This is a genomic window from Streptomyces sp. NPDC024632 (assembly GCF_055559175.1).
This window is the reverse complement of the sequence record NZ_JBVHLD010000012.1, coordinates 129,633-143,948: the sequence shown is the minus strand read 5'-3', so window position 1 is coordinate 143,948 and position 14,316 is coordinate 129,633. Positions and strand designations below refer to the sequence as shown.

At 71.9% G+C, this 14,316-nt stretch carries 15 protein-coding genes and 1 riboswitch; of the genes, 7 read left to right on the top strand and 8 right to left on the bottom strand.

The features are described 5' to 3' along the window. Nucleotides 1-331 precede the first annotated feature (331 nt). Nucleotides 332-1,141, top strand: coding sequence for a putative protein N(5)-glutamine methyltransferase (locus ACZ37P_RS24880; protein ID WP_467348672.1), 810 nt, complete (start codon nucleotides 332-334; stop codon nucleotides 1,139-1,141). 42 nt (nucleotides 1,142-1,183) lie between these two features. Here ACZ37P_RS24880 and nicT read toward each other — a convergent pair whose 3' ends face one another. From nicT to ACZ37P_RS24860, 4 genes are all read right to left on the bottom strand, one after another. Next, a complete protein-coding gene (gene nicT, locus ACZ37P_RS24875) occupies nucleotides 1,184-2,326 on the bottom strand; it encodes a Nickel transporter NicT (RefSeq protein WP_355341022.1) in 1,143 nt (380 codons plus the stop codon). A gap of 103 nt (nucleotides 2,327-2,429) precedes the next feature. Continuing rightward, complete coding sequence (locus ACZ37P_RS24870; RefSeq protein ID WP_467348671.1) at nucleotides 2,430-3,248, bottom strand: (2Fe-2S)-binding protein; 819 nt, start codon at nucleotides 3,246-3,248, stop codon at nucleotides 2,430-2,432. Nucleotides 3,249-3,252: 4 nt separating this feature from the next. After that, a complete protein-coding gene (locus ACZ37P_RS24865) occupies nucleotides 3,253-4,116 on the bottom strand; it encodes a CbtA family protein (protein ID WP_355341016.1) in 864 nt (287 codons plus the stop codon). 42 nt (nucleotides 4,117-4,158) lie between these two features. Further along, the gene (locus ACZ37P_RS24860) at nucleotides 4,159-4,374 is read right to left on the bottom strand and encodes a CbtB domain-containing protein (protein ID WP_391045033.1); all 216 of its coding nucleotides are present in this window, start codon (nucleotides 4,372-4,374) and stop codon (nucleotides 4,159-4,161) included. A 37-nt stretch (nucleotides 4,375-4,411) separates the two neighbouring features. After that, nucleotides 4,412-4,535, bottom strand: a riboswitch (cobalamin riboswitch). A 79-nt stretch (nucleotides 4,536-4,614) separates the two neighbouring features. On the opposite strand from ACZ37P_RS24860, the gene cobF reads away from it, so the two are divergent. Both cobF and ACZ37P_RS24850 read left to right on the top strand, forming a co-directional pair. Next, nucleotides 4,615-5,388: a precorrin-6A synthase (deacetylating) gene (cobF, locus tag ACZ37P_RS24855; RefSeq protein ID WP_401311252.1), complete on the top strand. Its 774-nt coding sequence runs from the start codon at nucleotides 4,615-4,617 to the stop codon at nucleotides 5,386-5,388. After that, nucleotides 5,385-6,212, top strand: coding sequence for a cobalt-precorrin-6A reductase (locus ACZ37P_RS24850; RefSeq protein WP_467348669.1), 828 nt, complete (start codon nucleotides 5,385-5,387; stop codon nucleotides 6,210-6,212). Before cobF ends, ACZ37P_RS24850 begins: the two co-directional genes overlap by 4 nt. On the opposite strand, the gene ACZ37P_RS24845 is transcribed toward ACZ37P_RS24850, so the two are convergent. After that, nucleotides 6,121-6,540, bottom strand: a complete 420-nt coding sequence (locus ACZ37P_RS24845) for a MerR family transcriptional regulator (RefSeq protein WP_391161936.1) — start codon at nucleotides 6,538-6,540, stop codon at nucleotides 6,121-6,123. The two genes, ACZ37P_RS24850 and ACZ37P_RS24845, sit on opposite strands and share 92 nt — an antisense overlap. A 165-nt stretch (nucleotides 6,541-6,705) precedes the next feature. Here ACZ37P_RS24845 and ACZ37P_RS24840 point away from each other — a divergent pair, with 165 nt between their 5' ends. Further along, nucleotides 6,706-7,779, top strand: a complete 1,074-nt coding sequence (locus ACZ37P_RS24840) for an alkene reductase (RefSeq protein ID WP_467348666.1) — start codon at nucleotides 6,706-6,708, stop codon at nucleotides 7,777-7,779. A gap of 12 nt (nucleotides 7,780-7,791) precedes the next feature. Here the strand turns inward: ACZ37P_RS24840 and ACZ37P_RS24835 are convergent, their stop codons facing one another. Continuing rightward, nucleotides 7,792-8,685: an NAD(P)H-binding protein gene (locus ACZ37P_RS24835; protein ID WP_467348665.1), complete on the bottom strand. Its 894-nt coding sequence runs from the start codon at nucleotides 8,683-8,685 to the stop codon at nucleotides 7,792-7,794. A gap of 81 nt (nucleotides 8,686-8,766) precedes the next feature. On the opposite strand from ACZ37P_RS24835, the gene ACZ37P_RS24830 reads away from it, so the two are divergent. Then, a complete protein-coding gene (locus ACZ37P_RS24830) occupies nucleotides 8,767-9,420 on the top strand; it encodes a TetR/AcrR family transcriptional regulator (protein ID WP_391045016.1) in 654 nt (217 codons plus the stop codon). A 32-nt stretch (nucleotides 9,421-9,452) separates the two neighbouring features. On the opposite strand, the gene ACZ37P_RS24825 is transcribed toward ACZ37P_RS24830, so the two are convergent. After that, complete coding sequence (locus ACZ37P_RS24825) at nucleotides 9,453-9,863, bottom strand: Fur family transcriptional regulator (RefSeq protein WP_391045013.1); 411 nt, start codon at nucleotides 9,861-9,863, stop codon at nucleotides 9,453-9,455. 391 nt (nucleotides 9,864-10,254) lie between these two features. Between ACZ37P_RS24825 and katG the strand changes: the two genes are divergently transcribed. Then, a complete protein-coding gene (gene katG, locus ACZ37P_RS24820) occupies nucleotides 10,255-12,483 on the top strand; it encodes a catalase/peroxidase HPI (protein ID WP_467348663.1) in 2,229 nt (742 codons plus the stop codon). 158 nt (nucleotides 12,484-12,641) lie between these two features. Here the strand turns inward: katG and ACZ37P_RS24815 are convergent, their stop codons facing one another. Continuing rightward, the gene (locus ACZ37P_RS24815) at nucleotides 12,642-13,541 is read right to left on the bottom strand and encodes an aminoglycoside phosphotransferase family protein (protein ID WP_467348662.1); all 900 of its coding nucleotides are present in this window, start codon (nucleotides 13,539-13,541) and stop codon (nucleotides 12,642-12,644) included. 286 nt (nucleotides 13,542-13,827) lie between these two features. Here ACZ37P_RS24815 and ACZ37P_RS24810 point away from each other — a divergent pair, with 286 nt between their 5' ends. Next, a complete protein-coding gene (locus ACZ37P_RS24810; protein ID WP_188281150.1) occupies nucleotides 13,828-14,313 on the top strand; it encodes a cation:proton antiporter regulatory subunit in 486 nt (161 codons plus the stop codon). Nucleotides 14,314-14,316 lie beyond the last annotated feature (3 nt).

Sequence of the window (14,316 nt, the reverse complement as noted above, 5' to 3'; positions counted from 1 at the left end):
CAGTGGCGGAACGACCGCACTATTGCATTGGGTTGTGGGCCGGTAAAGGGACTGATTCAGCGCTGATGCTTAACCGTTACATTGCGGTTCAGCGCGCCGCCGTCCGAGGGCGCGGGTTCGGGGCGACGGGCGCGGCGCGCCGTGGGGTAGGGTCGATGCCGTCAGCGGCGGGCCAGGACCCGCCACAGCAGTGGAGATCAGCCGAGATCAGCCGAGGAGGTGGGACCGATTACCGGTATCGCAGGCCGGGTGCTCCCGCCGTACGGCCGAGCGGTCTCTCCGGCGTAGGTGAGGCCGGGGGAGTGCCCGTGGGCTTCCCGAAAGGCTTTACATGTCGGACTTCACCGCACCGTCGCCCGAATCCACCGTCGTCGCCGCGCTCAGGGCTGCGGGCTGCGTCTTCGCCGAGGACGAGGCGCGGCTGCTCATCGCGGCGGCCGGGACCCCCGAAGAACTCACCGCGATGGTCGCGCGCCGCGCGGACGGTCTCCCGCTCGAACACGTCCTCGGCTGGGCCGAGTTCGCCGGACAGCGGTTCGCCGTGGACCCCGGCGTCTTCGTACCGCGCCGCCGTACCGAATTCCTCGTCCAGGTCGCGGCCGGGCTCGCCGCGCCCGGCGCCGTCGTCGTGGACCTGTGCTGCGGCTCGGGGGCCGTCGGCGTCGCCCTGGCCACCGCGCTCGGCGGCGGCGTCGAACTGCACGCCGCCGACCTCGACCCGGCCGCGGTGCGCTGCGCCCGCCGCAATGTGGCCCGCGTCTGCGGGCGGGTGTACGAGGGTGACCTCTTCGCGCCGCTCCCGGCCGACCTGCGCGGACGGGTCGGGCTGCTGGCCGCCAACGTCCCCTACGTACCGAGCGACGAGGTCGGCCTGCTGCCGCCCGAGGCCCGCGACCACGAGGCCCTGATGGCGCTCGACGGAGGCGCCGACGGCCTCGACGTCATGCGGCGTGTCGCCGCGCGGGCCACCGACTGGCTCGCCCCCGGCGGTTCCCTGCTGGTCGAGTCGAGCGAGCGGCAGGCCCGGCGGGCGGTCGGCCTCTTCACCGCCGCCGGGCTCCGCGCGCACGTCACCGACTCGGACGAGCTGTACGCGACCGTCGTCGTCGGCACCCGCCCGCCGCTCGGGGCGGGCGGTTAGGGCCCGCCCCGGACGCGTCGTGGGCCGTGGGCGGGCCGCCGGTCAGTCGGCCTGCTGGTCGGCGGTGCGCAGGCCCGCCGACCACTTCTCCTCGATGTTGCCGAACCGCCAGACGGCGAAGGCGACGGCCCAGGTGGCGAAGAACAGGCCCACGATGACGTAGCCGACGATGTTGAGGTCGATCCCGCCGACCCAGTCCCAGAAGGCGCCGTGGAATCCCGCCTTGTCCGCGACCAGGCCGAGGAGTTCGACGGTGCCGATGATGAGGGCGACGGCGACGGACAGGCCGGTGATGGTGAGGTTGTAGTAGACCTTGCGGACCGGCTTGGAGAACGCCCACTCGTAGGCGAAGTTCATGAACGAGCCGTCGATGGTGTCCAGCAGCGACATGCCCGCGGCGAAGAGCACCGGCAGGCAGAGGATCGCGTACCAGGGCAGCCCGGACGCCGCGCCGGAGCCCGCGAGCACCAGCAGCGCGATCTCGGTGGCGGTGTCGAAGCCGAGGCCGAAGAGCAGGCCCAGCGGGTACATCTGCCACGGCTTGGTGATCGACTTCATGACCCGGCCCAGCAACCGGTTCATGAAACCGCGGTTGTTGAGCTGCTCCTCCAGCGCCGCCTCGTCGAAGTGGCCCTCGCGCATCTGCCGGAAGACCTTCCAGATCCCGGCCAGGATCACCAGGTTGATGAAGGCGATGACGTACAGGAAGGTGCCGGAGACGGTGGTGCCGATCCAGCCGGTGACGTTGTGGAGCTGGGAGTTGTCGTCCTCGACGGGATTGGCGAGCGCCTTGATGCCGAGCGAGAGCAGGAAGGCCAGGCCGAAGACGATGCTGGAGTGGCCCAGCGAGAACCAGAAGCCCACCGACAGGGGCCGCTTGCCCTCGCCCATCAGCTTGCGGGTGGTGTTGTCGATCGCCGCGATGTGGTCGGCGTCGAACGCGTGCCGCATGCCGAGGGTGTACGCGGTGACGCCGATGCCGATGCCGAAGGACTTGGTGCCGAGGCTGTAGTGCTCGGGGGCCACGATCGCCACCAGCGTGAACCAGCCGATGATGTGCAGGGCGAGGATGAAGGCGAACATGCCGCCGACCCTCGTCCACTCGGCGCGGGTCATCGAGCCGGCGATGCGGCGCCAGCGGGACCCTGGTGGTGCCGGTGCGTCCGGAGACGTGGCGGTGGTCATTTCATCAGTCCTTTGTCGAAGCGGGCGAAGCCAAGCTAGACGCACCTCTGTCCTTGTTGCAAGGTACTGGCAATAAGGATGCCCACCCTGGCCTGCCCCAAGCTCAGCGGGGTGCCGGTACCACCGGCGCGAGGACGCAGTCGCCGCAGAGCCCGCCCGCGCCCCCCGGCGCGGCCCGGTAGATCAGGCAGCAACTGCGCCGGCGGAAAGGCGCGCCCGGTGCGCCCGTACGCGCCCCCGTGCTCGTACCGCGCAGCGGCGGCCGGTCCAGCAGCAGGGCGGCCAGCGACCGTACGCGCCCGGCGTCGGCGGGGCGCGCCGCGGCGAGCATCCCGGCGGCGCCGTTCAGCGCGGAGGCGCTGTTGCCCCACAGGATGTGCGGGGACACCTTGAAGGGCGCGAAGGCGTCGGCCAGTTCGCGCACCGGCCCGTCGAGCAGATGGCGGGCGAGGGCGGCGGCCAGGGCCTCCCCTCCCGCGGGCGCGCCGGGAGCCGTGTCCTGGCCGGTGTCCTGAGGCGTGTGCGGCAGCGACAGCGGGAAGGGGCCGCCCAGGACCGGCTGCCAGCGCAGATCGGCGAGCCGCAGGCCCGGCGCGACCTCGCCGCGCAGGACCGCGAGGGCCAGCGTCGGCGACAGCACCCGGGCGACCAGCCCGAGGTGGGCCACGGACGCGGCGACCCGCGGTTCCACGGCCTCCGCCTCCCGGCCGCCCGCCGCCGCGAGATACCGCCTGACGCCCGCCACCCGGTCGCCGAGCGCGGGTCCGCCGTCGGCCAGCTCGGCCATCGACCGCCAGGCAGCGCCGGTATCGGAACCGGCGCGGTGCCCCTCGGCGGCGAAGAACGGGCCGAGGGCCGCGAGATCCGCCGTCCGGGACGCCTCGGCGGGCGGCTCGGACGGCGGCGGCGCGTCGTCGTTCATCGGTTCACGCGCTGACCGGGTCCGTCCTGCCGGTCTGCGCGGCGGGGGCGGTGCGCGAGGCGAGCACCCGCTCGGCCAGGGGGCCGAAGGCCAGCCCGATCACCGTCCACAGCAGGAGCTGCGCGGCCACCGAGTACAAGCGGAAGGAGAACAGCACATCGGCGGGGAATCCCGGATAGACGATCCGGCCCTTGTCGTCGGTGAGCGGCAGCGGCGTCTCCGTCGCGTGGTTGCCGAAATTCTCCTTGTTGTACGCCAGGTGGCCCAGTTGCGGCAGCAGCGCCATCACCACGCCGATCGCGACGACGAAGGCGGCACCGGCGAGCAGGGTCGCGTTCCAGTTCCCGAACCGGGCCTGGAGCCTTCTGCCGAGCAGTGCCGCGCCGACCAGAAAGGCCAGCGAACACACGACCATCACCAGATAGAGCCCGGTGCGGTCCTTGATGGTGTCCTCGTGCCCGATGGCGGGCGGATTCGCCGGGTACTTGAGGAACGGCACCAGGTAGATGCCGAGGAATCCGCCGCCCGCGACCAGCAGCGCGAGATTGCGCGCCCGCAGATTGCCGACGCGTCCCAGGCAGACCGCGTAGGCGACCGCGAAGAGCGCGCCCATGGCCATGCCGAAGAAGATCATGCCGACGCCGATGCCCACGTCCGCCTGGACGGTGCGGCTGAACAGCTCGTGTCCCGCGTGCTCCATCGGCAGCCCGGCGGCTTTGTCGAGCGCGGCCTGCGCGTCGTCCCTGCCGCTCTCGTAGTCGATCGCTTTACTGATGTCCGGCTCCGCGAAGATCCGCGCGAAGAGGAATGCGAGCAGCCCTGCGACTGCGCCGACGACTATGCCGCGCAGGATGAGTTTCTTTTCCATGTCGAATTGTCCGTCTGTTCTGTCGGCTCCGTCGGCGCGAACTCAGTGGCAGGGGAAACCGAGGAAGTGCCGGGCGTCGTGGACGAACTCGTGGATGTGGGTGTCCTTGCCGAAGACGCTGACCGCGCCCTGGTCGACACCGATGAAGTAGTAGACGGCGAAAGCCAGGATCGCGGTGCCTACCAGCCACATCACGGCCTTCGAGACCGGCAGGACAACCGGTGTGGCGGTGGTGGTGGGAGCGGACACAGAGCTCACGGGTGGGCCTCCTTCAGGGATTCGGCGTCCCTCGATCGAATGGGGCGTTGTGACGGCGGAGTATCTGACTCACCGGCCACCTCCTCGATGACCGGCTACACAGTGGCGCGACCGTGCTGGATTTTCACCAGCTTCCTCACGCCATCACGTAATTGAGCGTAGGGGCTGTCGAACAGGCACGTCAATCGGGCCTGCGACGTTGTGACATACGCCCCTGACCGCTGTGCGAGACTCCGGACCGTGAAACAGATCTTCGTCATCGGTATCGGGGCGGGCGACCCGGACCAGCTCACCCTCCAGGCCGTGCGGGCGATCGGCCGCACCGAGGTGTTCTTCCTGCTCGACAAGGGCGAGGAGAAGGCCGATCTGGTCGCGCTGCGCGAGGAGATCCTGCGGCGGCACGCCGTACGGCCGCACCGCGTGGTCGTCGCGCGCGACCCGGAGCGCGACCGGGAGCGGACAACTCCCGGCTACGCGAACGCGGTTGACGACTGGCGACGGCGGCGCGCCGACATCTACGAGCGGCTGATCGCCGGGGAACTGCCGGACGACGGCTGCGGGGCGTTCCTCGTCTGGGGCGATCCGGCCCTGTACGACAGCACGTTGGGCATCCTCGAAGAGGTGCACGGCCGGGGGAGCGCCGCGTTCGAGTGGACGGTCGTGCCCGGCGTCAGCAGCGTCTCGTCGCTGGCCGCCAAGCACCGCACGGGCCTCAACCAGGTCGGGCGGCCGGTGCAGATCACCACCGGGCGCAGGCTCGCCGACGGCGGGTTGCCGGACGGGGTGGACGACGTGGTGGTGATGCTGGACGCCCACCAGACCTTCGGACGTTTCACCGGCCAGGGGCTGGAGATCTACTGGGGCGCGTATCTCGGCACGCCCGACGAGATCCTGCTGTCCGGACCGCTGGACGACGCCCTCGCGCAACGGATCAGCGACGTACGGGCGCGGGCCAGGGCGCGCAAGGGCTGGATCATGGACACCTATCTGCTGCGGCGCGGCGTCCCCAAGTGACCTCGCCCGGCGCGGAGTCGAGGCATGTGCTGATCCTCGGCGGTACGGGGGAGGCCCGGCGGCTCGCGGAGCTGCTCGCGGCCGATCCGGGGTTGGTGACGACGAGTTCGCTGGCCGGGCGGGTCGCGGAGCCCCTGCTGCCGGACGGCCGGGTCAGGATCGGCGGCTTCGGGGGCGCGGACGGGCTGGCCCGCTGGCTGCGCGAGGAACGGGTGGACGCGGTGGTCGACGCCACGCATCCCTTCGCCGCCGTCATCAGCGCCCACGCGGCCGAGGCGGCCCGCGCCGTACGCCTGCCGCTGCTCGTGCTGCGCCGGCCGGGCTGGGCGGCCGGTCCCGGCGACCGCTGGCACTGGGCCGACTCCGTCGCGGACGCGGCGGCCCTGCTGCCGGGCCTCGGGAGCCGTCCCTTCCTGACCACGGGGCGCGGCGACCTCGCGGCCTTCGCCGCGGCGCCCGCCTCGTTCCTGCTGGCACGCTCGGTCGACCCACCGGACCCGCCGCTTCCCCCGCACGTCCATGTCCTGCTGGCCCGCGGCCCGTTCACGGTGGAGTCCGAACGGGCGCTGCTGCGTGAGCACCGGATCGACGTCCTGGTCACCAAGGACAGCGGCGGCTCCGCGACCGCCCCCAAACTCACGGCGGCCCGTGAGGCGGGTATCCCCGTCCTGATCGTCCGCCGCCCGCCCCCGCCGGAGTCCGTCCCCGTCGTCGCGACCCCCGCGGAGGCCGTCAGCCTGCTGCGTGCCCCACGCAGGACCTGGCCGCCTCCATGGGGGTGGCCGTCCCCGCGAGGACCTGGTCACGGTGGGTCCGCGCCGTGACCATCAGGGCGTCGAGGGTGTCGCGGGTGCGGACGAGGTCGTCGATATGGGCCGAGAGGCGGTCGCGCTCAAGGGCCATCCGGTCGAGGGCGGCGTCGGAGTTCTCCTCGCTGGGGGAGTCGACGCAGGGGAGCAGTTCGGCGATGGTGCGGCTGGACAGGCCCGCCGCGTAGAGGCGCTGGATGAAGGCGACGCGCTCGACCTCCTCGTCCGTGTAGTGCCGCTGCCCGCTGCCGCTGCGCACGCTGGTGAGCAGCCCCTGCTCCTCGTAGTAGCGCACGGACCGCACGCTGACCCCGGCCCGCGCCGCGAGTTCCCCGATCCGCACGATGTCCTCCCGGCTGTTCCCACCGCCCGGGCGGTGGCTCCCGGGCGGGCTATGGTCTGCGTCACAGAGCTTGCCTCTGACGTCAATGTCAGGTTTTAGCGTAGCAGTCGCGTCCGGGAGACCGGGCGATACGGAAGTGACGCGCTACGCATGAAGGAGCCCGACGTGACGAACCTCTTCACCAGCTACCGGCTCGGCGGTCTGACCCTGCCCAACCGGCTGGTCATGGCCCCGATGACCCGGGTCAGGGCCGCGGCGGGCGGGCTGGCGACACCGTCGATGGCGGCCTATTACGCCCAGCGGGCGACCGCCGGGCTGATCGTCAGCGAGGGCGTGCAGCCGAGCGCGAGCGGGCAGTCCAACCCGGGCACGCCGGGGCTGCACACCGACGAGCAGACCGCCGCGTGGCGCCCGGTGACCGACGCCGTGCACGCCAGCGGCGGCCGGATCTTCGCCCAGCTCATGCACGGCGGCCGGGTCTCGCACCCCGACACCATCGGGACGCTGCCGGTCGGGCCCTCGGCCGTCGCCGCCGTGGGAGAGGTGTTCACCCCGACCGGCCCGCAGCCCGCCCCGACGCCCCGCGCCCTGGAGACCGCCGAGATCCCCGAGCACGCGCGGTCGTACGGCGACGCCGCCCGCCGCGCGGTCGACGCCGGGTTCGACGGGGTGGAACTGCACGGCGCCAACGGCTATCTGATCTCGCAGTTCCTCTCGTCCAACGCCAACCTGCGCACCGACGGGTACGGCGGCTCGGTCGTGAACCGGATCCGCTTCGCCGTCGAGGCGGTCGCCGCCACCGTCGAGGCCGTCGGCGCGGACCGCACCGGCATCCGGCTCTCGCCGGGTGCCACCTTCTGGGGTGTCCGGGAGGACGACGTACCGGAGCTGTACGCGGCGCTGCTCACCGAACTGGCGGCGCTCTCACCGGCGTACGTCCACCTGGAGGCGACCGCCGACGAGGAGGTGCTGACCGCTCTGCGCCGGGCGTGGCCCGGCACCCTCATCATGAACCCCGTGCTGCCGATGGGCCCCAAGCAGACGGGCCGGGATGACGCCGACCACTGGCTCGCGCTGGGCGCCGACCTGATCAGCTTCGGCCGCGGCTTCATCGCCAACCCCGACCTGGTCGAGCGGCTGCGCGTCGGCCTGCCGCTGGCCCCCGTCGACGAGGCCACGTACTACCAGGGCGGCGACGCGGGCTATCTCACGTACTCCTCCCACCAGTACGCGGCCTGAGACCCTCGTCGGTCAGGCGGCCTCGACCGCGGGCCTGAGGACGTCCTCGCACCACTGCCGGAGCGTGGTGGGGGTGTCGACGGCGTGCTGCGGGGTGCGGGTGATCCCGTTGTCGAGGCCGCCGTCCTTGGCGATCGCCATGTCCAGCATGCCCTGGGCGATGGCCTCGGACATGCCCGCGCCGAGGAACCGCTCCTTGAACGGCCCCGCCGGGACCTGCTGGTAGCGGACCGGGAAGCCGAGGACGTCGGCGATCACGGCGGCCGTGTCATTCTGCGACAGGTCCTCGGGGCCGAGCAGCGGTACGTCCTCCCGGCCGCTCCACGAGGGGTCGAGCAGCAGGCGGGCGGCGACGGCGGCGATGTCGCGGGTGGCCACCGTGGGCATCGCGCGGTCGGGGGAGAGCGCGTTGAAGAACACGCCCTGCTCCTTGATCACTTGGGCCTGGCGGAGCAGATTGTCCATGAAGCTGGGCAGATTCAGGGACCGGAAGGCCGCGCCGGTCTCCGCGAGCCGGTCGTCCAGGGCCAGCGTGGCGGTCACATGCCCGGCCCGGTCCGCGTAGGCGGTGCCGCGGCCCAGGGAGCTGACGCTGACGACGTGCTTGACGCCGTAGGCGCGGATCGCCTCGACGGCGGGCCGGGCGAAGTCGGAGTACACCTCGTCTAGGGTGGCCGCGTGGGGGTTGGGCGGCGGCAGCCAGAACAGCGCGTCGGCGCCGTCGAGGGCGCGGGCCACGGCCTCGGGGTCGCCGTGCGAGCCCTGGACCACCTCCGCGCGCTCGCGGACGCCGGCGCTCAGCCGGGCGGGGTCGCGGACGACGACGCGGACCGGCTCGTCGGCGGCGAGAACGCGGTCGACCACCTGGTGTCCGATATTTCCGGTAGGTGCGGTGATGACGATCATGAGTTCACTCCAGCGGCATGGGAAAAGGTCGCTCGAACAAGTAAACTCTACCGTACCGTTTACTTTTGAGGATGCAAGCCGATGACCGAAGAAGGCGGGCCGCGACAGCGCGGGGAGCAGCGACGGGGCGAGGAGTTGCGGCGCCACATCCTGTTCATGGCCAAGGACGTGTTTCTCGAGGCCGGGTACGAGCGCGCCTCGATGGACGCCGTCGCCGCCCGCGCCGGGACGTCCAAGCGGTCGCTGTACGCACACTTCGAGAACAAGGAGAAGCTGTTCCTCGCCGTCCTCGGCCTCGTCCGCGAGCTCTACCTCGGCAGGCTGCGGACACCCGACGCGTACTCCGCGGACCCCGCGGAGGCCGTCACCCTGTTCTGCGGGCGGTTCCTCCAGCTCATGACGTGGGAGTCGCAGGTGCGCACCTGCCGGCTGAGCATCGCCGCCGCCGCGTGGCTGCCCGCCAGTTCGCGCGCGTACTTCGACGCCATGTTCGCCGCCACCCACGAACGGCTGGCCGCGTATCTCGTCGAGCGCTACGGCATGGGGCCCGAGGACGGCGCCGCCCTCGCCGAGGACCTGCTCGGCCGCACCGTGCTGCCGCGCGTCTTCCGCACCCTGCTCAACGTCGAGGACGCGACCACCGGCATGCCGGAGGACGACGCGCTCGCCGCGAGCGTCGACCTGCCCGCCATCCGCCGGGTGGTCGCGACGGCGCTGCCCGCCGCCGAGGACTGACGGCTACCGGCGTCCGCGCTGAGGGGCGGTTCTCACGCGCAGGACGGGCACACGCCCCGGTAGGTGACCTCGAACGCCGAGACGCTGAAACCGAAGCGCTCCTCGGGCGGCAGGTCGGCCAGCGGGTCGCCGGTCGGGTGGACGTCCCGGATCGTGCCGCAGCGCGAGCACACCAGGTGCTGGTGGGCGTGGTGCGCGTTCGGGTCGTACCGCTTGGCGCGGCCGTCGGTGGAGACCTCGATGACCTCGCCGAGCGCGACCATCTCGCCCAGGGTGTTGTAGACGGTGGCCCGCGAGATCTCCGGCAGCCGCCCGGCCGCGCGGGCGTGCACCTCGTCGGCCGTCAGGTGGACGTGGTCGCCGTCGAGAACCTCGGCGACGACGCGGCGCTGGGAGGTCATCCGCCAGCCGCGTCCGCGCAGCCGCTCCAGCAGGTCACTCATGTCGGTTCACCTATTCAGGTTCGGCGGGATGCCCGAAGTTTACTCATGGGCGTCCGGAGTCTGATGGGATATGAGCTTGGCCCGCTTCTTGACTTGGACACAGTCCATCGTAGGATCGGTTCCGGCGATAACCAAGGGACAGGAAGCCCCCAGTAGGGCAGGAGACGGAGACGTGACGGGACCACCGCCGTGAAGTCGCGCGGCGTCGGCCTGAGGGTGGGGACCGCCCGCGTCACGGCCACCGCCCGCCCGACCGTGTCCGATGACCCTGGCTCGTCGTTCGACTTGTCGCCCGACGAACCGCGGTCGTCTCCCGGGGCCGAGCGCCCCGACTGTTCCATTTCCCCGCAGTTCCTGAGCACCGTGATCCGCCTGGTCCGGAAGGATTCCCATGTCTGAGAACCATGATGCAATCGTCACTGACGCGAAGGCGGAGGGCGGGGGTGGCTGCCCGGTCGCGCACGGACGCGCGCCGCACCCGACTCAGGGCGGCGGAAACCGCCAGTGGTGGCCCGAGCGGCTCAATTTGAAGATCCTTGCCAAGAACCCCGCCGTGGCCAACCCGCTCGGCGAGGACTTCGACTACGCCGAGGCGTTCAAGACCCTCGACCTCGCGGCGGTCAAGCAGGACATCGCGCAGGTGCTGACCAGCTCCCAGGACTGGTGGCCCGCCGACTTCGGCAACTACGGCCCCTTCATGATCCGTATGGCGTGGCACAGCGCGGGCACGTACCGCATCAGCGACGGCCGCGGCGGCGGCGGCGCGGGCCAGCAGCGCTTCGCCCCGCTCAACAGTTGGCCGGACAACGCCAACCTGGACAAGGCCCGCCGTCTGCTGTGGCCGGTCAAGAAGAAGTACGGCCAGAGCCTGTCCTGGGCCGACCTGATGATCCTCACCGGCAATGTCGCGCTGGAGCAGATGGGCTTCGAGACCTTCGGCTTCGGCGGCGGTCGCGCGGACGTCTGGGAGCCCGACGAGGACGTCTACTGGGGCCCCGAGACCACCTGGCTCGGCGACGAGCGCTACACGGGCGACCGCGAGCTGGAGAACCCGCTCGGCGCCGTCCAGATGGGCCTGATCTACGTCAACCCCGAGGGCCCCAACGGAACGCCCGACCCGCTGGCCGCGGCCCGCGACATCCGTGAGACCTTCCGCCGGATGGCGATGAACGACGAGGAGACCGTCGCGCTGATCGCGGGCGGCCACACCTTCGGCAAGACCCACGGCGCGGGACCGGCCGACAGCGTCGGCGACGACCCCGAGGCCGCCTCCGTCGAGCAGCAGGGCCTCGGCTGGAAGAACAGCTACGGCACCGGCAAGGGCGGCGACGCGATCACCAGCGGTCTCGAGGGCATCTGGACCAACACCCCGACCGCCTGGGACAACAGCTTCTTCGAGATCCTCTTCGGCTACGAGTGGGAGCTGTTCCAGAGCCCCGCGGGCGCCAACCAGTGGCGGCCGAAGGAGGGCGCGGGCGCCGGCACCGTACCGGACGCGCACGACGCGTCCAAGAGCCACGCCCCGACGATGCTCACCACCGACCTCGCGCTGCGGGTCGACCCGGCGTACGAGCAGATCTCGCGGCGCTTCTTCGAGAACCCCGCCGAGTTCGCGGACGCCTTCGCCCGCGCCTGGTACAAGCTGACGCACCGCGACATGGGCCCGGTCGTGCGCTACCTCGGCCCCGAGGTCCCCTCCGAGGTGCTGCTGTGGCAGGACCCGCTGCCCGCCGCCACCCACGAGGCGCTCGACGCCTCCGACATCGCCGCCCTCAAGAGCCAGATCCTCGGCTCCGGGCTGTCGGTGGCCCAGCTCGTCTCCACCGCGTGGGCCTCGGCCTCGTCCTTCCGCGGCAGCGACAAGCGCGGCGGCGCCAACGGCGCGCGCGTCCGTCTCCAGCCGCAGATCGGCTGGGAGGTCAACGAGCCCGACCAGTTGGCGACCGTGCTGCGCACCCTGGAAGGTGTCCAGGAGTCCTTCAACGCCGCCCAGAGCGGCGGTAAGGGGATCTCCTTCGCCGACCTGATCGTGCTGGCCGGTGGCGTCGGCGTCGAGCAGGCCGCCAAGGCGGCCGGGTTCGACATTCAGGTGCCGTTCACGCAGGGCCGCGTGGACGCGACCCAGGAGCAGACCGACGTCGAGTCGTTCAGCGCCCTGGAGCCGACCGCCGACGGATTCCGCAACTACCTCGGCAAGGCCAACCGGCTGCCCGCCGAGTACCTGCTGATCGACAAGGCGAACCTGCTGAACCTGAGCGCCCCCGAGCTGACCGTCCTCGTCGGCGGCCTGCGCGTCCTGGGCGCCAACTACCAGCAGTCCGCCCTCGGCGCCCTCACCGAGACCCCCGGCACGCTGACCAACGACTTCTACGTCAACCTGCTCGACCTGGGCACGACGTGGAGCGCGACGTCCGAGGACGCGAACACCTTCGAGGGCCGCGACGCCTCCGGCGCGGTCAAGTGGACCGGCACCCGCGCCGACCTGGTCTTCGGCTCGAACTCCGAGCTGCGCGCCCTGGCGGAGGTCTACGCGAGCGACGACGCGAAGGAGAAGTTCGTCAACGACTTCGTCGCGGCGTGGGCCAAGGTCATGGACCTCGACCGGTTCGACCTGGTCTGAGAACGGTGCCTCCGGGGCACCGCGTGTTGGACGCCTGACCGCGTCTGACGCACATCCCGGCCACACGTCCGGGGCGGCTCGCAGAAGCCGCCCCGGACGTCGCTGTGTGCGGGGCCCTTTCGGCCGCCGGGTGCCCAGGCGCCCAGCGGCCCGGGGGCTCAGTCCTGGGCGAGCACCGCGCGGATCACATGCCGGGCGTTCCGCGCCATCGTCGGATTCGTCTCGCGGTAGTACGGCAGCGCGTTCACCGCCTGGGAGAGCGCCCGGCCCCGCCCGCGCCTCCACGTCGCGTCGTCGACGCCGAGCGCGCCGCGCAGGACCTCCCGCGCGTCGGGCGGCAGCAGATTCCACGCGGGGAACAGGTCACAGGCCGGATCGCCCACGCCCGCGCACCCGAAGTCGATCACCGCGGTCAGCCGGCCCCCCGACACCAGCAGATTGCCCGGCATCAGATCGGAGTGCACCCACACCGGCGGCCCGTCCCAGTCGGGCGCGCGCAGGGCGTCCTCCCACACGGCGGTCAGGCCGTCGCAGTCGACGCCCTCCTGCGGAATCCCGCGCAGTCGCGCGATCGCCGACCGGGTCGACGCGTCGTGGTGGGCGAGCGGTTCGCCGCGATAGGCGGGCGGCGGGTCCGGCAGCGTGACGTCCCGCATCGCCCGCACGAATCCGGCGATGTCCTCCGCCAGGCGTACGGGTTCGCTCAGCGCCGCCGCCTCCGGCGGCTCGCCGTCCAGCCACCGGTACACCGACCACGGCCACGGATACCCCCGCGTGGGCTCCCCGGCGCCGAGGACTTCGGGAACGGCCGCGGGCAGCAGGGGCGCGAGCCGCGGCAGCCACTCCTGCTCCAGCGCGACGTCCCCGGCCCCGCCCGCCACGAGCGGCAGACGGACCACCATGTCGTCGCCGAGCCGGTACATCGCGTTGACCGTGCCGCCGGACGGGAACCGCCGCACGTCGAGCCCCGCCCACCGGGGGAACTGTTCGGCCACCAGCCGCCGTACGAGGTCGGCGTCGATGGGGTGCAGGTCAGGGTGCATGGGCGGGGTGGTCATGGGGCGTCATACGACCGCGCGGCGGCGGCTCCCGTCAACCGCTTTTCCCCGCGCGTCGGCCCGCCGCGCGGGCGCCCCGCCGGGGGCCGGCGAGGGGTGCCCGATCCCGCCCCCGCAATCCATTTGCCATTCCTTTACTATGGCTCGGTCGGTCCGCCCGCGACCCTGGTAGGAGCCGCGGTCGCCGCCGACCCGGCGAACGCGCCGCGCCGCCCGACCGCCCGACCCACACCGGTCGGCCCGGACGCCGTTCACACGACACGTCCCGTCCCCCTTGGAGCACGCAATGCAGCACACCGTCCACGCGCGCAAGACCCCGCTCCCGGGGGTGGGCATCCGCTACGACGTGTCCACCGACGCCGGTCGGCACCTGTCGGTGGTCGTGCACCACGACGGGCGGCGCACCCTGGCGTTCCACGACCCGGAGGACGACGACGCCTGCAAGGACGCCGTGGTCCTGGAGCCGCACGAAGTGAGCGCGCTCGCCGAACTGCTCCCGCCCGACCCGGTCGCGCACCTGCGCCAGCACTTCGAGATCGACCTGGTCACCGAGCACATCACGGTGAGCAAACGGTCGCCGTACGCGGGCCGCACGCTCGGCGACACGCAGGCCCGTACCCGTACCGGCGCCTCGATCGTCGCCGTGCTCCGCCGCACGGCCGCCGTGCCGTCGCCCACTCCCGACTTCCGCTTCGCGGTCGGCGACATCCTTGTCGTCGTCGGCACCCGCGAAGGTGTGGACGCCGTCGCGGAACTGATCACAGGGGGATAAGAG